The organism is Bradyrhizobium cytisi (assembly GCF_008123515.1).
Lineage (GTDB): Bacteria > Pseudomonadota > Alphaproteobacteria > Rhizobiales > Xanthobacteraceae > Bradyrhizobium > Bradyrhizobium cytisi.
On the sequence record NZ_VSSR01000034.1, the window covers coordinates 31,383 to 53,948 of the forward strand.

General features: G+C 64.9%; 23 protein-coding genes. 10 read left to right on the top strand and 13 right to left on the bottom strand.

Features of this window, described 5'->3' with window-relative positions:
- Nucleotides 1-12 precede the first annotated feature (12 nt).
- The 7 genes from fabD (at nucleotide 13) to gmk (ending at nucleotide 6,721) form a co-directional block, all read left to right on the top strand.
- The gene (fabD, locus tag FXB38_RS21280; protein ID WP_148752941.1) at nucleotides 13-972 is read left to right on the top strand and encodes an ACP S-malonyltransferase; all 960 of its coding nucleotides are present in this window, start codon (nucleotides 13-15) and stop codon (nucleotides 970-972) included.
- 11 nt (nucleotides 973-983) lie between these two features.
- Complete coding sequence (fabG, locus tag FXB38_RS21285) at nucleotides 984-1,721, top strand: 3-oxoacyl-[acyl-carrier-protein] reductase (RefSeq protein WP_148752942.1); 738 nt, start codon at nucleotides 984-986, stop codon at nucleotides 1,719-1,721.
- Nucleotides 1,722-2,026: 305 nt separating this feature from the next.
- Complete coding sequence (locus tag FXB38_RS21290; protein ID WP_008130699.1) at nucleotides 2,027-2,266, top strand: acyl carrier protein; 240 nt, start codon at nucleotides 2,027-2,029, stop codon at nucleotides 2,264-2,266.
- Between the two features lie 107 nt (nucleotides 2,267-2,373).
- Nucleotides 2,374-3,639: a beta-ketoacyl-ACP synthase II gene (gene fabF / locus FXB38_RS21295; RefSeq protein ID WP_148752943.1), complete on the top strand. Its 1,266-nt coding sequence runs from the start codon at nucleotides 2,374-2,376 to the stop codon at nucleotides 3,637-3,639.
- A gap of 125 nt (nucleotides 3,640-3,764) precedes the next feature.
- A complete protein-coding gene (gene mltG, locus FXB38_RS21300; protein WP_148752944.1) occupies nucleotides 3,765-5,036 on the top strand; it encodes an endolytic transglycosylase MltG in 1,272 nt (423 codons plus the stop codon).
- A gap of 134 nt (nucleotides 5,037-5,170) precedes the next feature.
- Nucleotides 5,171-6,058, top strand: coding sequence for a YicC/YloC family endoribonuclease (locus FXB38_RS21305; RefSeq protein ID WP_148752945.1), 888 nt, complete (start codon nucleotides 5,171-5,173; stop codon nucleotides 6,056-6,058).
- A gap of 3 nt (nucleotides 6,059-6,061) precedes the next feature.
- Nucleotides 6,062-6,721 carry a guanylate kinase gene (gene gmk, locus FXB38_RS21310; protein WP_148752946.1) on the top strand — a complete coding sequence of 220 codons (660 nt, stop codon included), beginning with the start codon at nucleotides 6,062-6,064 and terminating at the stop codon, nucleotides 6,719-6,721.
- On the opposite strand, the gene FXB38_RS21315 is transcribed toward gmk, so the two are convergent.
- The 12 genes from FXB38_RS21315 to lptF form a co-directional block, all read right to left on the bottom strand.
- Nucleotides 6,654-7,868: a hypothetical protein gene (locus tag FXB38_RS21315; RefSeq protein WP_187435035.1), complete on the bottom strand. Its 1,215-nt coding sequence runs from the start codon at nucleotides 7,866-7,868 to the stop codon at nucleotides 6,654-6,656. The two genes, gmk and FXB38_RS21315, sit on opposite strands and share 68 nt — an antisense overlap.
- A gap of 244 nt (nucleotides 7,869-8,112) precedes the next feature.
- Nucleotides 8,113-8,334, bottom strand: a complete 222-nt coding sequence (locus tag FXB38_RS21320; protein ID WP_148752947.1) for a hypothetical protein — start codon at nucleotides 8,332-8,334, stop codon at nucleotides 8,113-8,115.
- A gap of 55 nt (nucleotides 8,335-8,389) precedes the next feature.
- On the bottom strand, nucleotides 8,390-8,569 hold the full coding sequence (locus tag FXB38_RS21325; protein WP_148752948.1) for a hypothetical protein: 180 nt from the start codon (nucleotides 8,567-8,569) through the stop codon (nucleotides 8,390-8,392).
- A 37-nt stretch (nucleotides 8,570-8,606) separates the two neighbouring features.
- Nucleotides 8,607-8,798, bottom strand: coding sequence for a hypothetical protein (locus tag FXB38_RS21330; protein ID WP_148752949.1), 192 nt, complete (start codon nucleotides 8,796-8,798; stop codon nucleotides 8,607-8,609).
- Nucleotides 8,799-8,894: 96 nt separating this feature from the next.
- Nucleotides 8,895-9,410, bottom strand: coding sequence for a phosphonate metabolism protein PhnM (locus FXB38_RS21335; RefSeq protein ID WP_246230018.1), 516 nt, complete (start codon nucleotides 9,408-9,410; stop codon nucleotides 8,895-8,897).
- Nucleotides 9,411-9,880: 470 nt separating this feature from the next.
- The gene (locus tag FXB38_RS21340) at nucleotides 9,881-10,939 is read right to left on the bottom strand and encodes an alcohol dehydrogenase (protein WP_148752950.1); all 1,059 of its coding nucleotides are present in this window, start codon (nucleotides 10,937-10,939) and stop codon (nucleotides 9,881-9,883) included.
- Between the two features lie 25 nt (nucleotides 10,940-10,964).
- Entirely contained in the window at nucleotides 10,965-11,819 is an 855-nt protein-coding gene (rsmA, locus tag FXB38_RS21345) for a 16S rRNA (adenine(1518)-N(6)/adenine(1519)-N(6))-dimethyltransferase RsmA (protein ID WP_148752951.1), read from the bottom strand.
- Complete coding sequence (gene pdxA, locus FXB38_RS21350) at nucleotides 11,819-12,829, bottom strand: 4-hydroxythreonine-4-phosphate dehydrogenase PdxA (protein WP_148752952.1); 1,011 nt, start codon at nucleotides 12,827-12,829, stop codon at nucleotides 11,819-11,821. Before pdxA ends, rsmA begins: the two co-directional genes overlap by 1 nt.
- Entirely contained in the window at nucleotides 12,829-13,773 is a 945-nt protein-coding gene (locus FXB38_RS21355; protein ID WP_148752953.1) for a peptidylprolyl isomerase family protein, read from the bottom strand. Before FXB38_RS21355 ends, pdxA begins: the two co-directional genes overlap by 1 nt.
- An 83-nt stretch (nucleotides 13,774-13,856) precedes the next feature.
- Nucleotides 13,857-16,343 carry an LPS-assembly protein LptD gene (locus FXB38_RS21360; RefSeq protein ID WP_187435036.1) on the bottom strand — a complete coding sequence of 829 codons (2,487 nt, stop codon included), beginning with the start codon at nucleotides 16,341-16,343 and terminating at the stop codon, nucleotides 13,857-13,859.
- Nucleotides 16,343-17,440 (bottom strand): LPS export ABC transporter permease LptG, encoded by a 1,098-nt coding sequence (gene lptG / locus FXB38_RS21365; protein ID WP_148752955.1) that lies wholly within the window; start codon nucleotides 17,438-17,440, stop codon nucleotides 16,343-16,345. The genes FXB38_RS21360 and lptG overlap by 1 nt, the downstream gene beginning before the upstream one ends.
- On the bottom strand, nucleotides 17,437-18,606 hold the full coding sequence (gene lptF / locus FXB38_RS21370) for an LPS export ABC transporter permease LptF (protein ID WP_148752956.1): 1,170 nt from the start codon (nucleotides 18,604-18,606) through the stop codon (nucleotides 17,437-17,439). Before lptF ends, lptG begins: the two co-directional genes overlap by 4 nt.
- Before the next feature lie 343 nt (nucleotides 18,607-18,949).
- On the opposite strand from lptF, the gene FXB38_RS21375 reads away from it, so the two are divergent.
- From FXB38_RS21375 to FXB38_RS21385, 3 genes are all read left to right on the top strand, one after another.
- The gene (locus FXB38_RS21375) at nucleotides 18,950-20,449 is read left to right on the top strand and encodes a leucyl aminopeptidase (protein ID WP_148752957.1); all 1,500 of its coding nucleotides are present in this window, start codon (nucleotides 18,950-18,952) and stop codon (nucleotides 20,447-20,449) included.
- Complete coding sequence (locus FXB38_RS21380) at nucleotides 20,446-20,898, top strand: DNA polymerase III subunit chi (RefSeq protein WP_148752958.1); 453 nt, start codon at nucleotides 20,446-20,448, stop codon at nucleotides 20,896-20,898. The genes FXB38_RS21375 and FXB38_RS21380 overlap by 4 nt, the downstream gene beginning before the upstream one ends.
- 166 nt (nucleotides 20,899-21,064) lie before the next feature.
- Nucleotides 21,065-21,562 (top strand): hypothetical protein, encoded by a 498-nt coding sequence (locus FXB38_RS21385; protein ID WP_187435048.1) that lies wholly within the window; start codon nucleotides 21,065-21,067, stop codon nucleotides 21,560-21,562.
- Nucleotides 21,563-21,635: 73 nt separating this feature from the next.
- Here FXB38_RS21385 and FXB38_RS21390 read toward each other — a convergent pair whose 3' ends face one another.
- A complete protein-coding gene (locus FXB38_RS21390) occupies nucleotides 21,636-22,424 on the bottom strand; it encodes a class I SAM-dependent methyltransferase (protein WP_148752960.1) in 789 nt (262 codons plus the stop codon).
- Between the last annotated feature and the right edge of the window lie 142 nt (nucleotides 22,425-22,566).

Below are 22,566 nucleotides of genomic sequence, written 5' to 3' on the forward strand. Positions count from 1 at the left end.
CAGGGAGCGCCGATGACGGCAGCATTCACATTTCCGGGGCAGGGTTCCCAGGCGGTTGGCATGGGCAAGGCCTTGGCCGACGCCTTTCCGGCGGCGCGCGCCGTGTTCGATGAGGTCGATGCCGCGCTTGGAGAGAAGCTGACGGCCACCATCTGGGATGGCCCGGCCGAAACCCTCCAGCTCACCGAGAACGCCCAGCCCGCCCTGATGGCGGTGTCTGTGGCCACCCTGCGCGTGCTGGAGGCTGAAGCCGGGTTTTCCGTGGGGCGGGATGCGGCGTTCGTCGCCGGCCACTCGCTCGGCGAATACTCGGCGCTGGCTACTGCCGGCAGTCTGACGATCTCGGACACCGCGCGGCTGCTTCGCATCCGCGGTCTCGCAATGCAAAAAGCCGTGCCGGTCGGCGCCGGCGCGATGGCCGCGTTGCTCGGCCTTGATTACGACGCGGCCATGGCGGTCGCCAAGGAGGCGGCTCAGGGCCAGATCTGCCAGGCTGCGAATGACAATGGTGGCGGCCAGGTGGTTGTCTCCGGCGACAAGGCCGCGGTCGATCGCGCCGTCGAGATCGCCAAGACCAAGGGCGCCAAGCGCGCCATGCTGCTGCCGGTGTCCGCGCCGTTCCATTGCAAGCTGATGCAGCCTGCCGCCGACGCCATGGCCGAGGCGCTATCCAAGGTCACGATCAAGGCGCCGGCTGCGCCGCTGGTGTCGAACGTGCTGGCAAGCGCCATCACCGATCCCGACGAGATCCGCCGCCGCCTGGTCGAGCAGGTGACCGGCACGGTGCGCTGGCGCGAGTCGGTTGTCTATATGGCGGGGCAGGGCGTTACCCGCTTCTTCGAGATCGGCGCAGGCAAGGTCCTGACGGGACTCGTCAAACGTATCGCTGACGGCGCCGTCGGTGTTGCCGTGGGCGGTCCGAACGACATTGCCGCCGCCAAGGATGCAATGGCCGCTGCGAAGCAGGGCTAGAGGAGTATTCGATGTTCGATCTGACTGGCAAAAAGGCGCTCGTCACCGGGGCGACCGGCGGCATCGGCGGCGCGATCGCACAGGCGCTGCACGCGCAGGGCGCCACCGTCGCGATCTCTGGAACGCGCAAGGAAGTGCTGGATGAGGTGGCCGGCAAGCTTGGCGAGCGCACCCATGTGCTGCCCTGCAATCTCTCCAAGGCCGACGAGGTCGAGGCGCTGGTGCCGGCCGCGGAAGCCGCGATGGGGCAGGTCGACATTCTCGTTGCCAATGCCGGCATCACGCGTGACAATCTGTTCGTGCAGCTTCGCGACGAGGATTGGGACGAGGTCATCAACGTCAATCTGACCGCGACCTTCCGCTTGGCGCGTGCCGCCACCAAATTGATGATGCGCAAGCGCTTCGGCCGCATCATCGCCATCACCTCGGTCGTCGGCGTCACCGGTAATCCCGGGCAGGGCAATTACACCGCATCGAAGGCCGGCCTGATCGGCATGATCAAGACGCTCGGCGCCGAATACGCCAAGCGCGGCGTGACCGCGAACTGCATCGCGCCCGGCTTCATCAAGACGCCGATGACGGATGCGCTCAACGACAAGCAGCGCGAGACGATTCTGACCAAGGTTCCGGCTAACCGCCTGGGGACGCCCGAGGACATTGCGGCGGCCGCAGTCTACCTGAGTTCGAACGAAGCAGCTTACGTCACCGGCCAGACCATCCACGTCAATGGCGGCATGGCGATGATCTGACAATTCGTTTCGCACTGCCCACATGGGCAGGATGCGGCAAACGGCCGTTTCCGGAGCGAATTGAGGCGTGTAGTCAAGGCAGTTGAAGTATGATAACCGGGCCTTCAACGGATGGGCAAAGAACGCCATTGCAGGTTTTTGAAACCCTGTATATTGGCGATGCGGAGCCTTGGCCGTCGTTCGCCGGGCCTCCATCGGTTAAGGTGGGGCCAAATCAAAGTTCGTAAGCGAAGGCAGTCAACGACCACGACGGCTCGTATCGTCCCGGGGGGTCGGGTCTACAGGGAACAACGCGAGGTTATGCAATGAGTGACATTGGCGAACGGGTTAAGAAGATCGTGGTCGAACACCTTGGTGTTGAACCCGAGAAGGTTGTCGACGCAGCGAGCTTCATCGACGACCTCGGCGCCGACAGTCTGGACACCGTCGAACTGGTGATGGCGTTCGAAGAAGAATTCGGTTGCGAGATTCCGGACGACGCCGCGGAGACGATTCTCACCGTCGGCGACGCCACGAAGTTTCTCGAGAAGAACGCGAAGAGCTAAGCTCTTCATTTTCGCGGGGACAACATTGAAACCGGACGGGCCGCTTCGCAGCGGTCAGCCGGTTTCTTGTTATTGGCCGTGAATCTTTCGATGCGGAGTTTTCGGATATGAGGCGGGTTGTCGTCACTGGTCTCGGCATGGTGTCGCCACTCGGCTGCGGCGTCGAGCCGACCTGGAAACGCATCCTCAACGGCGAAAGCGGTGCGCGCAGGATCGAGAGCTTCGATGTCTCCGATCTGCAGACCAAATACGCCTGCACCGTCGTGCGCGGCGACGGGTCGAACGATAGCTTCAATCCCGATATCTGGATGGAGCCGAAGGACCAGCGCAAGGTCGACGACTTCATCATCTTCGGCATGGCCGCGGCCGGCCAGGCGCTCGACGATGCCAACTGGCATCCCGAGACCGAAGAGGACAAATGCGCGACCGGTACCATGATCGGCTCGGGCATCGGTGGCCTCAACGGTATTGCCGATACCGCGATCCTGCTGAAAGAGCGCGGCCCGCGCCGCGTGTCGCCGTTCTTCATTCCGGGCCGCCTGATCAATCTCGCGTCCGGCTATGTCTCGATCAAGCATGGGCTGAAGGGGCCGAACCATTCGGTGGTCACGGCCTGCTCGACCGGCGCCCACGCGGTCGGCGACGCCGCGCGCCTGATTGCGCTCGGCGATGCCGACGTGATGGTTGCCGGTGGCGCGGAGTCGCCGATCAGCCGCATCGGCATTGCGGGCTTCAATGCCGCGCGCGCGCTGTCGACCGGCTTCAACGAGACGCCGGAGAAGGCCTCGCGTCCCTACGACAAGGACCGCGACGGTTTCGTCATGGGGGAGGGCGCCGGCGTCCTCGTCCTGGAGGAGCTCGAGCATGCCCGGCGCCGCGGCGCCAGGATCTACGCCGAGGTGATCGGCTACGGTCTGTCGGGTGACGCCTATCACATTACGTCGCCGTCCCCCGATGGCAATGGCGGCTTCCGCAGCATGTCGGCCGCGCTGAAGCGCGCCGGCCTCACCGCGTCCGATCTCGACTACATCAACGCGCACGGCACCTCGACGCCGCTCGGCGACGAGATCGAGCTCGCCGCGGTGGAGCGGCTGCTCGGCAACGCCGCGTCCAAAGTCGCGATGTCCTCGACCAAATCGTCGACCGGCCATCTGCTCGGTGCGGCTGGCGCGATCGAGGCGATCTTCGCCATCCTCGCGATTCGCGATAATGTCGTCCCGCCGACCATCAACCTGGACAACCCGTCGGTGGAGACCGCGATCGATCTCGTGCCGCATAAGGCGAAGCAGCGTGAGGTGAACGTCGCGTTGTCGAATTCTTTTGGTTTCGGCGGTACCAATGCGTCGGTGATCATCCGGCGTCTGGCCCAATAGTTTGTGTTTGCGACGAATCCACCGTTTTGCCGTATTCGGCGATAGTCATGTCTGTGGGCGCGTGCATTTGGCTCGGCAAGCGATTGTCAGGCTGCGATTGAACCGGCAGGATTCAGGTTGCTTCGATGAGTGAAAGGCCGCCCATTTCGCCCCGGAGTCCCCGGGCAGCGCTCGAGCCCGAGCAGGTCCCGCCGCCGCCGAAGCGTTCGGAGCGGGCGCGTAATCCCTTTGTCGTGGTCGGCAACGCCATCATCACGCTGCTGCTGATTGCCATGCTCGGCGCCGGCGGCGTCTATTATTACGGCCGGCAGGTGCTCGAGGCGCCGGGGCCGCTGAAGGACGACAAGATCGTCAACATTCCGCAGCGCGCCGGAAAGCGTGACATCGCCGAGACCCTGAACAGGGAAAGCGTGACCGATGTCAATCCGTGGGTGTTCATCGCCGCGGTGGCTGCGCTGAAGGCGAGCTCGGATCTGAAGCCGGGGGAATATTCGTTCCAGAAGAATGCGTCCCTGCGTGATGTCATCGCCACCATCGTCGAGGGCAAGGTGGTGCAGCATTCCGTCACGATTCCGGAAGGCCTGACCTCCGAGCAGATCGTGGCGCGGCTGTCCGACAATGACATCTTCACCGGCAGCGTACGCGAATTGCCGCGTGAAGGCACGCTGCTGCCCGAGACCTACAAGTTCCCGCGCGGGACCCCGCGCGAGCAGGTGATCCAGCGCATGCAGCAGGCGCACAAGCGCGTGCTCGCGGAGATCTGGGAGCGCCGCAGCCAGGATCTTCCGGTCAAGACTCCGGAGCAGCTGGAGACGCTCGCCTCGATCGTCGAGAAGGAGACCGGCAAGCCGGACGAGCGCAGCCGGGTCGCTGCCGTGTTCGTCAATCGCCTCAAGCAGAAGATCAAGCTGCAGTCCGATCCGACCATCATCTATGGCCTTGTCGGCGGCAAGGGCACGCTGGGACGCCCGATCAAGCGCAGCGAGATCACGCAGCCTTCGCCCTACAACACCTATGTGATCGAGGGCCTGCCTCCGGGCCCGATCGCCAACCCCGGCCGCGCCTCGCTTGAGGCTGCGGCCAATCCGGCCCGTACCCGCGACCTCTTTTTCGTCGCCGACGGGTCGGGCGGGCATGCCTTTACCGAGACCTACGACGCGCACCAGAAGAACGTCGCCAAGCTGCGCGCGATGGAGAGGCAGATCCAGAACGACACGGTCGAGCCGGCCGACGACGTACAGGCGCCGGCCGCCGCGGCGCCTGCGGCTGCCGATACGGCGCCGACCGCGACCACGCCCAAGCCGACCCAGCAGAAGAAGCCGCCGGCGCGGCCCGCTGGTCCGGCGCCCGCGCGGCAGGGCGCGGTGCAGCCGTCGCCGCCGGTGATCCAGCGCTAGGCCTTGGTCCGGCGTCAGCCCTTGCGCAGACCTGCCTACGGGACTTTGCGGATTCCACTTTCCTGCAAAATAGTCTTAAGATTCGCGTGGCCTGTTGGCCTCGCGAATCCCATGTTTCCGGAGAATTTGACCTGATGGCGTTGTCGTCCATGACCGGCTTTGCCCGAAGCCACGGCGCGAGCGGGCCGTATACGTTCGAATGGGAATTGAAGTCGGTCAACGCCAAGGGCTTTGACCTGCGGGTGCGGCTGCCGCAGGGGTTCGACGAGCTCGAGGCTTATGCCAAGAAGCGCGCCGCCGAGCTGCTGTCGCGCGGCACCGTCTACGCCAATCTCACCGTCAAGCGCGCCAATGCCGCCACCTCCGTCCGAGTCAATGAGGACGTGCTCAATGCCGTTCTGAAGGCCGCCTCCGTCATCGCCGGCAAGGTCGACGCGGTCGCGCCGAGCGTCGACGGCCTCCTGGCCATCAAGGGCGTGATCGAGGTCGCCGAGCCCGAGGGGGACGAGGAGGAGGACAAGGCCGCGCGCGCAGCTGCAGCGGACGCCTTCGACAAGGCGCTCGCCGAACTCGTCGAGATGCGCAAGCGCGAGGGCACCTCGCTCGGGCAGATCCTCACCCAGCGCGTGGACGAGGTCGAGGTGCTGGCGAAGAAGGCCGAGGCCGCCCCGGGCCGCAAGCCGGAGGCGATCAGGGCCAGGCTCGCCGAGCAGATCGCAACGCTGCTGGACACCTCCGACCGTTTCGATTCCGACCGCCTGATGCAGGAAGCGATCCTGATCGCAACCAGGGCCGACATCCGCGAGGAGCTCGACCGCATCGCCTCCCACATCGCGCAGGCGCGCGAGCTGATCGGCAAGGGCGGCCCGGTCGGGCGCAAGCTCGATTTCCTGGCGCAGGAGTTTCACCGCGAGGTCAACACCTGCTGCTCGAAGTCGAACGACATCGAGCTGACCAATACCGGGCTCGCCATGAAGAACGTGGTCGAGCAATTTCGCGAGCAGGTCCAGAATCTGGAGTGATCGATGACGACGGGCGGTCACGGTACTGACGGTGTCGAGCGGCGCGGATTGATGTTCGTGCTGTCCTCGCCATCGGGCGCGGGCAAGACGACGCTGTCGCGGATGTTGCTCGAGCGGGAGCCCGGCCTGAAGATGTCAGTGTCGGCGACCACGCGTCAGAAGCGGCCGGGAGAGGTCGAGGGGCGCGATTATTTCTTCGTCAGCAAGCCCAGGTTCGAGACGATGGTGGAACAGGGCGAACTGCTCGAATGGGCCACCGTGTTTGACAATCTTTACGGGACGCCGCGTGCGCCGGTCGAGGCTGCACTGTCGGCCGGACAGGACGTGCTTTTCGACATCGACTGGCAGGGCACGCAGCAACTGCACCAGAAAGCGAGCGTCGACGTGGTTCGCGTCTTCATCCTGCCGCCGTCGGCCGGCGATCTCGAGAAGCGGCTACACTCACGCGCGCAGGATTCCGACGAGGTGATCCGCAATCGGATGAGCCGTGCCAGCCACGAGATGAGCCACTGGGCCGAGTACGACTACATCGTCATCAACCACAATGTCGATGACGCCTTCGCCGAGGTGCAGTCGATCCTGAAGGCCGAGCGCCTCAAGCGCGAGCGGCGGACCGGTCTCGTTGGATTCGTGCGAGGTCTGCAAGGTCAGCTTCAAGGCTAGGCTGCGGCAGCCGCGGCCCTTCCTGCGCCAGCCGTTCCAGCATCGCCGTGATGATGTCGATGTTGACGGCATCCTCGTCGTCGGGTGTCGCTTCATCGTGATCAGCCGGCGCTGCGGCATGGGGGGCGGCGGCAGCCAACTGCGGTGCCGGGGCCTCGACCTCGAGCTCCCCGTCGAATATCTCGATCTCGGTCTCGTCAGGTTCTGCTGCTGCGAGCGGGGCGGGGCGGCCCCGTGCTGCGATCCTGCCGATCTCGTTGGTGAATGCGGCGAGTTGCGCCGGTTGGGGACGCCCAGCGTCGAAGTCCACCGGTCGCGGCCGTTGCGCGCGCGGCGCCGGGGCAGGCGCGTCATTGAGCCAGGGCGCGCGGCTGTCGCCGTGATCCCGCTGGTCCCAGTTCACGCGGCGATGGTCGCCGGCCTGGACGCGGACGCGTCCGCCGGCGAAGCGGTAGATGATGCTGGCGAGGAGGCCGGCGAGCGCCAGCGCGCCCCCGATGACGAGCAGGAGCATCTGGAGCGAGCCCGTCGGCTTGTCGGCGGGCGCTTCGGCCGCGGCGAGCGTCACCGGGGCAGGGGATGCGGCGGGTGTCGCGCTCGGCCGTGCGGGCGCCGCTGCAGGTGCGGCAGCCGTCGCAGGTGATGGCTGCTGCGGTGCAGGCGAAGCGGCTGCGGCGTCGGGCCAACGCGTGGCGACGGCGGGCTGCGCTGCATTGGCATCAGCGGTGCCGGGAGACTGCTGTGTTGAGGCTGCGGCCGGCGCCGGCGCGCTTGCTGCGGCACGGGTTTGCGGCGCGATGTATTCAGCATGCGCATTCTGCACCGATTGCGGCGCGGCTGGAGCTGCATTCGGCGTATCGGCCGTCGCCTCCTGCGCGCCCTGCGTCGCCTGCGCGCTCTGCGTCGCCTTGGCGCCTTCGGCACGCAGATACCAGCATTGCCGCTTGGTCGCGCGCTCGAGCCGATAGAACCAGTGCTGGCCCTGCGGCGTGGCACCCTTCGGTGAGGCGAGACAGTCGCTCGCGGCATTCGCCGTGCTCGCCGCACTGGGGGCGCTTGGCGCGTTCTGTGAGACAGCGGCCAACGGCGCGCCGGCAATGATGCTGCCGATCAGCGCGGATACAAACTTTGCCGTGCGGTTGCCCATTCTGGTCTCCCGGTTACGCATCATGCAACTCGTTACCTTCCCTTTCTCAACAAAGACTTAGGTGGCAATGAGCCGCAAATCCGGAGAGGATGTGGCCTGAATCGGGCCCGCACGGCGTTGGTTCCACCGCGAATTCAGGCTTTTTGCCGGCGCTATTGCTTGCTCGCGGTCCAGGTACCCCGAGCGTCACTGCGCAGCAAAGATCATCTCCCCATCTACGGAATGTCTATGGCGTGACGAAAGCTTACTTCCAGACACGGGCCAGCGTCAGAACGAGAAGCCCCAGCACCGTACTGATCAATCCCACCATTGCGTAGGATTGCGCGAACACCCCGGTCTGGATGAAGACCTGGCAGGCGATGGCGAAGCAGATCGCGGCGAGCAGCAGGCAGGCGCAGCCGGCGATGATCGAGAGATAGCGGATCGCGGTTGCGACGGGCCTTGCTGATGATGCGGGATCGGTCATGCGGGGTGATAATGGCGCGGCAGGTGGTGCGTTCCGCCACGCTCGTCCAAGAGCATCACTTCCTTGCGCAGCAATCGACCAACGCGCGCCAGATGCGCTGGATTTCGACGTTCCTCTGAAGCTCGAGGACGTGGTTCTCGCTGGCGTGGGGAGATGGTGCTGCGGCGTGGAGTTCGCGCGGCGCGATCCAGCGCTCTGAGATCGGATCGTACCATTTGTTGTCTGGACTGACCAAGTTCGTGTCTCCTGTTTGATCCCCCTGATTTCTGCGCCTATCCCATGCGCCGGTTGCTGGTATTCTGGGTCAAGTTGCCGTGGGCTGCCTGCTCACGGATGTTCTGCTTCTCGTCGTCGCGGTGGCCCTTGGTGGTGTCGACGGGAACGGTCGGCGCGCTGCCGGCGCCCTTGTGACTCTGGTTTTCGTCTGGAACTGGCCGCACCGTCTTTGTCAGCGGCTTCGTCATGCGATTCAGATTCCGTCGTTGCCTTGACGAGAGGCCAACGCGCGGGCGGTTAGCGGCGTTCCAATTTTTAGAGCGAAGTGATGGGAGGAGGCGGCTCTACTGTTTCAAGCCGTCCTGCTCGCCGGATGACGATCCATCGGCTGGTGTCTGAGTCTCGCGGGCGCGGAGCTGTTTCAGGGCCGTATCGAGGGATCGCCCGTCGCCTTCCATCTCGGCATGCTGCAACGGCTTGCGGTATTTGCCGATCATCCGCTTGATGTCGTCGACGGCCTGCAGCAGAGGTGGCGTCAGGGAGAACAGAGCACCCATCGCAATGGCGATGATCGTATGGCGCAGCGAGACCTTTTCGTCCTCATCGAACGCGTAGGCATTTTGGCCGATCGGGACAGGCGCAAGCGTGCTCGACGATCGCGGCTGGTCAGATTTCCGCGGCTTGCGCGGGGGGATCATGATCACGACGAAGAGTACGTTGATCAGGAGCCAGATGCCCAGAATGACAAGGAAGGTCTGCATTCCACTCAAAACCACAGGTGATGCAATGTGCTGTTGGCTTATGCTGCTATTGAACGGCCGTTCGCATTCCAATGCAAGTTGTGCTTTGGTTCTACGCAAGTTTCGGGGGAATAGGCTATCGGAATTCGGCAAGTTGGGGGCGGGGGCGCCCGGATCCATCCGCGGAACTGGGATGGCGGCAGGCGTTGGCGTGCTGCCAGCGACGGGCCGCGTCGGGCGGGAGGGCCGACCAACGGCTTCCGGGAAATCGAAAAATTGGCGCCGAATCCGGAAGAGCGTGCTGCGTTGCACGAGGGCCACGCCCCGAACTTTGTTCTCGTCCGGAGAACTACGGAATTTCGAAATTGAGTGCCCGATGTACCGCCGGCCTGCACCCTCGGCGTACCGAGGGCGCGGCCTCGATGGTGCAGCGAATGGACATGCGCTGCCAACGCGGTGTAGCCGCAGCCGTTCCACGCGCCGGGCTTCGTGCGAAGGCGTGCGTGTCTCCTTCAGCGACGAACGTCGAGCCGAGAAATCGAGCAAGACGAAAGCGGGGGCGAGACGCGTATCCCGCCGCCGTTCGAAACTCAGTTCTTCAGCACGATGCGGCCGACCACGTGGCCCGCGCGCAGCTCATCGATCCATTTCTGGACATCGCCCATCGGCTCTTCGCGCATCGGTGTCGGCTTGATCTTGCCGGCGCGGGCGAGCGCCATCAGTTCATGCGCCTCAGCAAGCGTGCCGACCATAAAACCCTCGACCGTGAGGCGCTTGTAGACCCATTGCACCATCGGCAGCGTGAACTGGCCGCCCATCAGGCCGGAGACCACGACCTTGCCGCCGCGCGCGGCAACCGCGACCGCGAATGCCATCGACTTCTCGTTGCCGGCGAAATCGACGACCTCGTCAAAACCGCCATCGGTCTCCTTCAGGATGCGCTTGATCGCGTCGGGCTCGGACGGATCGTAGGCGTTGGCCGCGCCGTTCTTCAGCGCGGTCTCGCGGGCGGCCGGCGAGAGATCGGCGACCGTGATCGGCTGCTTGAACATGGCTTGCGCGAATGACAGGCCCATCATGCCGACGCCGCCCAGACCAATCAGCAAGAGGTTGCGCTGGCGCGGACGGTCGACCAGGCGCTTGAGCGCGCCATAGGCGGTGACGCCGGAGCACATCAAGGTCGCGGCCTGGTTGACGGGCAGCGGATCGTAATCGAGCAGATACTTTGCGTCGGGCACCAGCACGTGGGTGGCGAAGCCGCCGTCGATGGAGACGCCGAGGAAGCGCTGCCTGGCGCAGAGGTTCTCGTCGCCATTCTTGCAGTCGCGGCACTGGCCGCAGCCGATCCAGGGAAACACCGCCTTCTTCGAACCGACGAGACCCGCCGCCACGTCGGGGCCGACTTCGTCGACGACGCCGGCGATCTCGTGGCCGAGCGTGAAGGGAAGCGTCATGCCGCGCGTGGTGTCGAGCTTCTTGCCGCCGCCGAGATCGGCATAGCCGTCCTGGATGTGCAGGTCGGAATGGCAGAGGCCGCAGCGCTCGATGCGCACCAGCACCTCACGTCCTTGCGGCTTGGGCGTATCGACGATGGTCTCGCACAAGGGTGCATCGAACGTGACCAGCGACTGCCGGCGCATCACCGCCATTTTCTTTCCTCCGGAATTTCCATTCTCACGTTTCGGCTCGTATATCCGCCAATTCACGCGCCATGGCAACAAAGCCGGAGATGGGAATGGTCTCGGCACGCCGCGTCGCATCGACGCCGGCCGCCTGCGCAAGCCGCGCGGGATCCGCTTGAAGCGATTTCAGGCTCTGGCGCAGCATTTTCCGGCGCTGGCCGAAGGCCGCGGCGGCGACCTGCTCGAGCATCTTGCGATCGCACGGCAGAGGCTCCGCGCGCGGCACCAGGCGCACGACCGAGGAGGTGACCTTCGGCGGCGGCACGAAGGCGGATGGTGAGATGTCGAACAGGATTTTGGTCTCGCAGCGCCAGTTGGCGAGCACGCCGAGCCGGCCATAGGCCTCCTCGTCCTCGCGCGCGACGATGCGCTCGCCGACCTCGCGCTGAAACATCAGCACCATCATGTCGAACCAGGGCGGCCAGGGCTCGGTGGTGAGCCAGTTGATCAGGAGCTGGGTCGCGATGTTGTAGGGCAGATTGGCGACGATCTTCGCGCGCTCTCCGCCAAGCAGCGGACGCGGATCGAAGGTCATGGCATCGCCATGCACGATCTCGAGCCGGCCGGGATAGCGCGCGGAAATGTCATCCAGCGCCGGGATCGCGCGCTCGTCATGCTCGATCGCGATGACGCGTTTGGCGCCGAGCGCGAGCAGTGCGCGCGTCAGTCCGCCCGGGCCCGGGCCGATCTCGACGATGGTGCTCTCTTCCAGCGGCGTTGCCGCGCGCGCGATGCGCGCGGTGAGATTGAGATCGAGCAGAAAGTTCTGGCCCAGCGATTTGCGGGCCGACAGAGCGTGCTGGCGAATGACCTCGCGAAGCGGCGGGAGGTCGTCGATCGCGCTCATTAGCTGTTTGCAGCCGCCATGCGGCTGGCAAGCTTGAGCGCCGCGATCAGGCTCGCCGGATTGGCCTTGCCGGTGCCGGCGATGTCGAAGGCGGTGCCGTGATCGGGCGAGGTGCGGATGAAGGGCAGGCCGAGCGTGACGTTGACGGCGTCGTCGAACGCCACCGTCTTGATCGGGATCAGCGCCTGGTCGTGATACATGCAGACCGCGCAGTCATAAGTGTTTCGCGCGGCTTCGTGGAACATGGTGTCGGCGGGCAGCGGTCCCCTGGCGTCGATGCCGTCATGGCGCAGCGCTTTCAGCGCCGGCGCGATCACGGTCTGCTCCTCATGTCCGAGCGAACCGTCCTCGCCGGCATGCGGGTTGAGGCCGGAGATCGCGATCCGCGGCCGCGCAATGCCGAAGCGTGATGTGAGCTCAGTCGCGACGATGCGCACGGTCGAGACGATGAGCTCGCTCGTGAGCTGGGTAAGGGCTTCCCGCAGGGAAACGTGGATCGTCACCGGCACCACGGCGAGCCGCGGCGACCACAGCATCATCACCGGCTGCGGCACGCTGGCATCGGTGGCTGCGAGCTCGGCGAGGAATTCGGTGTGGCCGGGATGACGGAAGCCCGCGCGGTAGAGCACGCTCTTGGCGATCGGGTTGGTGACGACGGCGCTGGCGCGGCCGGCACGGACGTCGCTGACGGCCTGGCGAATCGAGGCAAGGGCTGCCGGTGCGCTCGAGGCGTCGGGCTTACCGGGCGCAGCGGTCGCACGCCCGCCGGTCGCAACCACGGGCAGGGCGTCGGCGAAGGCGCTCTCGGCTTCGCCCGGGCTCACCGCGGCGATCCTGATCTCGGCGCCGAGTGCTTTGGCGCGCTGCGCGATCAGCGCCTCGTCGCCGAGCAGATAGAAGGCGGGCAGGCCTAGCTCGCGGCGCCTGAGCCAGGCTGCGATGGTGATGTCGGGGCCGATGCCGGCGGGCTCTCCGAGCGTCAGTGCAAGGGGCTTTGCGGGAGCAGCCATCAGTGGTTGCGATATTCGATCATCGCCGCTTTACGGAGCTCGTCGAGATAGACCCTCTGGGTCTTCTCGTACTTCTCCGTATACATCTTCTCGCGGATCTCGCGCTTCTTCGGCGTATCGATCGTGGTCGGCTTGCGCGAGCAAAGCACGACCATCTCGATGCCGGCCTTGGTCACTTCGGGTGCCGTGAGGTGGCCGATCGCGGTGTCGTCGAGAACCTTGCGCAGCGCCTCCGGCAGGTCGGCGGTGGTCTTGGTGACGCTGTCGCGGATGGTGGCGTTCGGCGTCGAACGGAACAGCGAATTGGCTTCCTCGCAGCTTCCGACACGCGAGCGATATTGCTCGGCTTCCTTCATCCGCGTCTCCTGGAAGGCGGCGGACGAGCCGCGCGGCACGATCAGCACGATCGGCTGCATCTTGTATTCGGTGCCCTCGATCTGAAGCTTCTCGTCGCCGCCTTCCCGCACCTTGTCGGCGACGTCCTTCTCGCTGACTAGCAACTTCTCCTTGAAGCGGCCGCGCACGAGGCTGGTCCAGACCATCTCGGACTTCATGCGATTCTTGAGAGCTTCGGGGCGCACGCCCTTGACCTCGAGCGATTTGGTGAGCTGATCGGGCGAGATGCGCATGCGCTGCGCCATGCCCTCGTAGGACTGGTTGATGTCGGAAGCGGTGGGATCGACGCCGTACTTCTTGCCTTCCTTGAGCTTGATCTTGTCGTCGATCAGCACGTTGATGACGTCCTGCCGGCTCGGGGCCTTCTGCGTCGTCAGCTGGTCGAGCTTGGAGCGCTGCTCGATGTCGAAATCGGTGATGGGATCGCCGTTGACCATGACCACGATGTTCTGCGCACGCGCAGGTGCGCCGGCGAGAACCAGTATGGAGGCCAGCACGGCGCCCAGCACGAGGAGGGGGAGGCGGAAGACAGGCAATCGGATGGTCATGATCGGGTCGTCATGGTTGTCGCTCGCATGTCAGCCGCAATGATTCCGCGATAGGGAACAGGCGGCCGGCATTTTAGATGGGTTCACTGGTAACCGGCGGTACCGCTGGACCCGGTCGAGGTCGCCAGCGTGCGCAGGCCGATCTGGAACATGAACGCGTGGCTCAGCACGGGCGGTGTTGTGCCCGCGGAGTAGCTATACGAAGTTACATAGTTCGCCGCCAGCACGAAGCAATCGTCGACATAGCCGGCGCCGAGCACGTATTGGTTGATCTTGTTGGCCTCGAGGTCCCAGCGCGCCGAGCCGGTCACCACCCAATTGGTCGCGACCTTGATCGAGCCTGTCGTCAGAATACCCTCGCGGCGGGTCAAATAGCCGAGCTCCGGCTGCGCCGCATAATTGCCGTACATCACGCTGACCGCCCAGCGATTGAAGTTGGCGCGGCCTTCCGCCTCGAAGCGCTGGACGTTCCAGGTCTGCTCGTCCATGCGGGAGCGGACGCTGAACGTATAGGTGCTGTTCGGCGAGTAGGCCGCGCTCGCCACGTAATCCGAACGCGGCTTGTCGAGGCCGGAATTGATGCCGGTATTGATGGAGTCCTGCACCGCGTAGGAGTTCATGCCGAACAGCTGGTAGGACTGGCCGAACAGCACTTTGACGGCGCCGCCCTTGTCGAACTGTGTGGTCGCCTGCACGCCGACATTGGCGCGGCCGCCGCCCTCGACACGGTCGTAGCCGGAGAACTTGTCGACGCTGAACAGGTTCGAGGTGTCGAACACCATGCTCTGCGCATCCTCGTTCGGAAGCTTGCCGGCATAGGTCTCGTTCGGGCGGATGATGATCTGCGCGATCGGCTCGATGGTGGTCGAGCCCCAGGGCTGAACGTTGATGAAGGGATAGCGATATTCGAGGCCGACGGTCGGCATCAGGCGGAACGCCTGGGTGTCGCCGACGGGCAGGTAGTTCGAAACGCCCGGCTGGTTGGAGACGTCGGAATTGATCGCGTCGGCGCGCAGGATCGCGAATGGCGTCCAGATCTCGCCGAAGGGATCGGTGAAGGACTTGCGCCACTGCGCCTCCGCCGTCAGGCGGGTGTAGGTGCCGGGGAAGCCGCGCAGCAGGCACTGCGACGGCGTGCGCGCGAGCGGATCGGCTGACGTCGTCGTGCACAGGCCGCTGGTGTTGGCCGCCGTCGTGATCGGATCGAACGCCGCGTCGTTACGCGTCAGATTGACGAAGTTGGTCTTGTAGGAGACCTCGCCGCCGAAGATCGGATAGTTGAGCACGTTCGAGTAGTCGATCACGGGATAGACGACCGGGACCTGCTGCTGGTTGCCCGAGAAGCTCGTCCAGTACATCGTGCGCGCGTCGAAGAAGCTGCGATTGCCGACGCCGGTCAGATAGAGCTGCGACAGCGCATCCGTCGGCAGGTTCAGGAACGAGCCGAGCGGATCGCGATAGGCCGACAGGCGGTAGTCCGACATGAAATAGTAATCGGAGAGCAGGACGCCGTCCCAGCCCCAGACCCATTTGTCGTTCAGCGCGAACTGGCCCTTGGTCTCGATGCCGCCGCGGAACTGGCGGTCGCCCGGCTGGCCGGCGAAATTGCCGGGGTTGAGCTGGTCGATGCCGTAGACGCGAACCTGATAGGCGCCGTCCATCAGGCGCTGGCGGAACTCGGCCTGGAACAGCACGCCCTGCTTGGAGGTGATGCGCGGGCTGAAGGTCGCGTCCATGTCGGGCGCGATCGCCCAGTAGAACGGGACTTCGACGCCGTAGCCGAACGCCGTGTAGGAGGTGAAGCCCGGCATCAGGAAGCCGGTCTTGCGCTTCACGCTCGGATCGGGCGTCGAGAAATAGGGCATGTAGGCGAGCGGCACGCCGAAGAATTCGAGCTGCGCCGTCTCGAAATAGAGCATCTTCTCCTGCTGGTCGTGGATGATGCGGGCGCCCTTGACCTGCCAGAGCGGCGGCTTCTTCGGATCGTCCTTGCACGGCGCGCAGGCCGTGTAGACGCCGTTCTCGAACACCGTGTAGTTGCCGGAGGAGCGGTCGGCGCGGGTCGCGGCCATGCGGGTCTGGTCGGCAGTGTCCACGCGCAGCGAATCGACGAAGCCGTCGCGGTAATCGTCGGAAAGATCCAGGATCTCGGCGTAGGTGATCTTGCCGTCCGCATCCGTCATGCGGATGTTGCCTTCGGCATGGAGCCGCTTGGTTTTCTGGTCGTAGATGACCCGGTCGGCCTCGACGCTGGTGCCGTTGTAGAACAGCTGGACGTTGCCGACCGCGGAGACGCGCGAATTGTTGTAGTCGTAATCGACCTCGGTCGCCTGCACGAGCATCTGCCCGTCATTGGCGGCCTTGGGCGGCGTCGGACGTGGCGGCCGCGGATTGTAGGTGTAGCTCTGGGCGGCAGCCGGCGTCACCGCGGCAAGATCGATCATGCCGGCAAGCGATACGGTCGCGATCAGGGCGAGCAGGAGCCTGCGGACAGACAAGCCGAATCCGTTCGCGCGCACGGGATTGCGCAACGCCAAACCAGACACGTGTCCTCGGCGGACGGTCGTCACTATCCGTCCTCCTGATACAGCAAGGCCAAAAAGCCGGTGAGGCCGCCCACCACCGCGGGCAACCACGCCGCAGCGATCGGATGCATCAACTCAGCCTTGCTCAAGTCTTCAGTCACTTTCGACAGAACGTAGAGCAGAAAGCCTGCGCCCACGCCACTCAAAACCATCTTCTGTACGCCGCCCATCCGGAAGAAGCGCAGCGACACGGAAGCCGCGAGCATCACCATGGCGGCGAGCAAAAACGGCTGTGCCAGCAGCTTGTGATACTGGAGTCGATATCCGGCTGTCGCGAACCCCGAGCTCTCCGATGAGCGGATGTAGCTCGGTAGTTGCCAAAAGGACACAGTCTCGGGTGTGGAAAAGCTGTTGCGGACCTGCGCTTCGGTCAACGTCGTCGGAATCTCGAGGCTGGCCTGATCGACCGGCGGGGCATCGAGCGAGAAGCGGCGCACGCCCTTGAACAGCCAGTGGCCGGACTCGAGCGTCGCCTCGCGCGCCTCGACCCGCTCCTTGAAATGCTGCTCTGTGTCAAACCGGAACAGCGTGAGCCCTGTCAGCCGGACGCCCTGCTGCTCGCTGCGCGCGGCGTTGATGATGGTTTGGCCGTCGCTGGTCACCTGGTTGAGCCAGAAGCCGGATGCATCCTGAATGCCGCCGCCCGGTGCCGAGCCGAACAGCTCGGCTTCCATCCGCTTGGAGAGCTCGCGCAGGTTAGCCGACATCGGATTGTAGGCGACGGTAGCGATCACGCCGATCAGGAGCGCGCTGCCGAGCGCGGGCGAGATGAACTGCCAGGCCGAGACGCCGGCGGCGCGCGCCACCACGAGCTCGAGCCGGCGGGAGAGGGCGAGATAGCACATCATGGCGCCGATCAGCATGCAGAACGGCGTCAGCTTCTCCAGCAGCTGCGGCACCCGGAACAGCGAGGTTTCCGCGACCATGACCGCGGAGGCTGAGGCCAGCCCTGAGGTCTTGCGCACCATCTCGATGTAGTCGACCAGCACCAGCAGCAGGAAAATGCTCGCGAACACGCCGAGCGCGGCGACCACGAATCGGCCGGCGAAATAGCGCCCGAGCGTGTTGGTGAGCATGCTCATGCGGCGGCCGGCCGCCCGAACAGCCGCGCGATACGCGCGTTTGATCTGTTGATGGCTTCCATCAGGCCGGCAGGCGGCTCGACCACGACACCGCCGACGATCATCCACATGCCGGCACCGATCGCTGTCACCAGCATCGCATATTGCACGGCGGCGGCGAACGGCGACTTCACCGCCATCACCGAGCAGGCAAATCCGGCCATGCGCAACCCGAACACCGCGAGCACCGAGCCGCCGATCGAGAAGTTGCGGCTCTGGCGCGTGGTGCGCGGCGCGCCGAGGAAGGCGAAGGTCAGTGCCGCAAACGCGAACGGATAGAGCGGCGCCATCAGGCGGTCATGCAGCTCGGACCAGAATTGGCCGGGGACCGCCTTGTAGACGGGGTCGTCCTCGGACGGCGAGAACAGCTCCCAGAGATAGCGTTCGCGAATGCCGAGGGTGACGTCGTGGCCCTGGTTGGAGAACTTCGACATGTCGAAGCCGTAGCGGCCGAAGGCCACCAGCGCCGGATCGCGCTTGCCGGCCTCGAAGCGCTGGAGATTGCCGTCCTTGAGGACCAGGAACGAACCGTTCTCGTTCTTCACGACCTCGCCGTGCTCGGCGACGATCGAGACGCGCTCATTGGGATCGCGGCGGTCGTCGATGAAAATGCCGGCGAGAATGCCGCCGGGCTGCCGCTCGCGGATCCGGATCGTGAGATTCTTGTCGAGCTGGGCAAAGCGGCCGGGCTGCAGGATGTTGGTGAGCACGTCGGCGGTGATCTCGGCATCCCATTGCTTGATCCGCCGCATGCCATCGGGGGCGAGATAGGCCGAGATGAAGGTGACCAGCAGCGCCACCACGCAGGTGGCGTAGAAGAACGGATAGAACAGCCGGAACGGCGAGAAGCCGGCGGCATTCATCACGATGATTTCGGAATCGGTCGCGAGCTTGTTCAGCGTGTGCGAGATCGCGATCATCAGCGCGATCGGCGAGATAATCAGGACCAGCGCCGGAATGACGAGCCCGGTGATGCCGAGGAAGGTCAGGATGGTCTGACCCTGGCTCGTCATCAGGTCGATGCCGCGCAACGCCTGCGTAATCCAGATCACGCCGGTGAGGCTGACCAGGACGAGCGCAAACGACGCCAGCGTCGTGCGGAAAATATACCTGTCGATTGACCCCATGCGCTACCGCACGAATCCCACCAAAGCCCCAACGCGCGCACCGGAAGCCCTTCTGTCCAACCAATCCCCTGACAGGGGATCCCCAAGGTCGGCCAGGCTGCTCTTCCGGAGGCTCACTTTCTCACTACCATCCCTTTGATCCGTCAACAAAATGGCTGACCCATGGCACCCTCAACATATGGTTAATATTTCGCTCGTTGTGGCGTCCCTGCCACGGCCGGCGCTTGGCATCCACCGTGGCTCTGGCCCATAGTGGGGACAGACGAGTGAATCGCCGTTCAGATCCGGCTCTCGGCCGGTCCCCTTGATTGGCAAAATATCCCATGTTTTCGAGGAGTTACCCATGCCCGATGCCATCAAGGTCGGCTTCGTCCCGCTGGCTACCGCCGCCCGTGGCATCCTGATCGTGTTCTGTGACGACGCTCTGAAGGTCGGCCCGGCGACGGCCAAGGCGCTCGGCGGGGCAGCCGAGCTCGTGAAGCGGGCGGCGGCCGTCGCCTCATTCAAGGGTAAAACCGGCGCCGCCCTGGACATCCTCGCGCCTGAGGGTCTGAAGGCCGAGCGCCTGATCGTGATCGGGACCGGCAAGGCATCGGGCCTGAAGGGCAACGACTTCCTCAAATTCGGCGGCATCGCCGCCAGCAAGCTCAAGGCGGGTCCCGCTGCCATGACCATCGTGGCGGAACTGGCGACCGGCGCCATGAGCAGCGAGCAGGCGGTCGCGATCGCCTCGGGCCTGCGGCTGCGCGCCTACAAGTTCGATCGCTACAAGACCAAAAAGAAGGACGGCGAGGAGGGGACCTTGCGCGCCGACGTCTCGCTGGCGGTCGGCGATGCGGCCGCGGCGAAGAAGGCCTTTGCCTCGGCCGGCGCGGTCGTCGACGGCGTCATCATCGCGCGCGATCTCGTCAACGAGCCGCCGAACGTGCTCTACCCCGAGGAGTTCGCGCGCCGCGCCAGCGAGCTGCGCAAGCTGGGCGTCAAGATCGAGGTGCTCGACGTCAAGGCGATGGCGAAGCTCGGCATGGGCGCGCTGCTCGGCGTCGGCCAGGGCTCGGCGCGGCCGAGCCGCACCGTGATCATGCGCTGGGACGGGGCAAGGAAGGGCGAGGCGCCGGTTGCCTTCGTCGGCAAGGGCGTCTGCTTCGACACCGGCGGCATCTCGATCAAGCCGGCCGGCAGCATGGAGGACATGAAGGGCGACATGGGCGGGGCGGCCTGCGTCGTCGGCCTGATGCACGCGCTCGCGGCGCGCAAAGCCAAGGTCAATGCGGTCGGCGCCATCGGCCTCGTCGAGAACATGCCCGACGGCAACGCGCAGCGGCCGGGCGACATCGTCACCTCGATGTCGGGCCAGACCATCGAGATCATCAACACCGACGCGGAAGGCCGCCTCGTGCTGGCCGACGTGCTCTGGTACGTGGCCAAGAAGACCAAGCCGAAATTCATGGTGGATCTGGCGACGCTGACCGGCGCGATCGTGGTCGCGCTCGGCACCGATCATGCCGGCATGTTCTCCAACAATGACGAACTCGCCGAGCGCCTGCTCGCGGCCGGCATCGAGAGCGGCGAGAAGGTCTGGCGCCTGCCGCTCGGCCCCGAATACGACAAGCTGATCGATTCCCAGTTTGCCGACATGAAGAACACCGGCGGCCGTCACGGCGGCTCGATCACCGCGGCGCAGTTCCTGCAGCGCTTTGTCGACGGCACGCCGTGGGCGCATCTCGACATCGCCGGCACCGCGATGGGCACGCCCAAGACCGACATCAACCAGAGCTGGGGTTCGGGCTACGGCGTCAGGCTGCTCGATCGCCTGGTGGCAGATCATTACGAGCGCAAATGACGGAAGTGCTGTTCTACCATCTGCAAAACATGACGGTTGAGAACGTCTTGCCGCCGCTTCTCGAGAAATCGCTCGAGCGCGGCTGGCGCGTCGTGGTGCAGTCGACCTCGCCGGAGCGCGCCGATGCGCTCGACGCGCATTTATGGACCTATCGCGACGATTCTTTCCTGCCGCATGCGACATGGCGCGTGAACGATGTGGCCGAGCAGCCGATCGTGCTGGCGATCGAGGAGGGTAATCCCAACGGCGCCAATGTCCGCTTTCTGGTCGACAGCGCCGCCTTGCCGCAGGACGCGGAGGCCTATGAGCGCATGGTGCTGCTGTTCAACGGCGACGATCCGGATGCGCTCGCGGTGGCCCGCAGCACCTGGACGGATTGCAAGACGCGCGGATTTGAGGTCACCTATTGGCAGGCGGACGAACGGGGCCGATGGCAGCGGCGGAATTAGCGGCCGTTCGCAATTAATGATAATTTGGACTTTCTCGGGCAAACTGGTTTCGGCCACCTTCGTGCCGCAAAGTGATGTTGGGACAATCGCTTAGGGCTGCTCCTTGACGTGGGGAATTTAGTTCATCGTGCGACATCAAAAGCTTCCAAAGTCGCTCATACTTGTGTTGGCCGCTGTCGCGCCGCTGATCGCGGGCTGCTCGGGCGGGACCGATCTGCTGGCGTCTGCAAAAGACGCCGAATGGTTCAACAAGCCGAGCCGCCTGTTCATCAAGAACATCTCGATCGAATCGCCGCCGCTGACCCCGGACAAGCCGGTTGGCGCCGAGGATCTCGTCAGCGCCGACGGCGCTTGCCCCGGCATGACGCCGCCTGGACCTGCCGACGCCAATGCCTCGACCACGGCGCCCGCGCCGATGGGCGGCACGGTCGCGCTCGGTCACACCGAATGCGACGTGGTGCGCGGCATCGGCGCGCCATCGACCGTCAATCTCTCCAGCGATGCCGCCGGCCGTCGCGTCGCGGTGGTCACCTGGACCACGGGCCCCCGCGCGGGCATCTACACATTTACGGCCGGACGCCTGTCCGCGATCGAGGGCTCGCCGGAGCCGGCGGTCGCTCCGAAACCAGTGAAGCCGAAGGCGAAGAAGAAGGCGGCGACGTAACACGTCGTCGGCCTTCCGCCCTGAAGCCGGTTGCGGCTGTCAACGCGATCAGCCGCGGATGCTCGCCCGACCATCAAGCGGCCTTTCGTCCCTTGATCGCAGTCGCGCTCGCATGAACGGTGATTTCGCCGGTCGCACTCGCCGGCAGTCGCGCTTGTAATCGGCGCTTCAGCTCCGCGCTCTCGGTGTCCGAAAGCTTTCCCAGCACGCCGGCCGGGCTGCTCACAACCATGGAGAGCCAGTAGTCGTCGAAGTCAGCGAATGTCCGCTCGACGACCAGCTCGCGGGTTTCGATGTCGCGAAGACCGAGCTCCGCCCAAAGCGCCTTCAGCGCTTCGAAGCGCGAGATCTCCGCACTCGGCGGGCGCGCCGCCGGTTTGCCCATGGCGTCCAACTCTTCCCACAGGGGCTCGGTGGGCGTCCCGCCCCGCATGATGTCCCAGGTGTAGGACGCGACCATGCCGCCGGGCCTGGTGACGCGGACCATCTCCGAGGCGCCCTTGCGCGGGTCGGGGACGAAGAACAGCACCAGCGCCATCACCGCGACGTCGAAGCGGTCGGCGTCGTAGGGAAGCGCCATCGCATCGCCAATCGAAAGCTCGACCTGCTTTGCCGATATCTTCTGGCGTGCAGTCGCAATCTGCGCGTCCGACGGATCGATCGCGCAAACGGATGAGGGCGCGGACTTCGCAAGCAGCAGCTCGGTGAAGGCGCCATTGCCGGCACCGACATCCGCCCAGGCCAGTCCCGAGCGTGGCGCCAGCCAGTCGAGGAACAGCGTCCCGGCCGATCGGCTCCAGGGCGACATGAAGCGTTCGTAAGCCGCGCCATCGGTGAACTTGATCGGTTCTGGTAATGACAAGTGAGATCTCCTTCAAATATTCCTTGTTTGGATATCCGTTGGGCCGAAAATACCGGGTCGCTCTCGGGACCGTACATCATGTGCTGACGCCAATTCCACCGCCGAGCTTAATACCAAAGGCGTCGAGACCACACGGGCAATT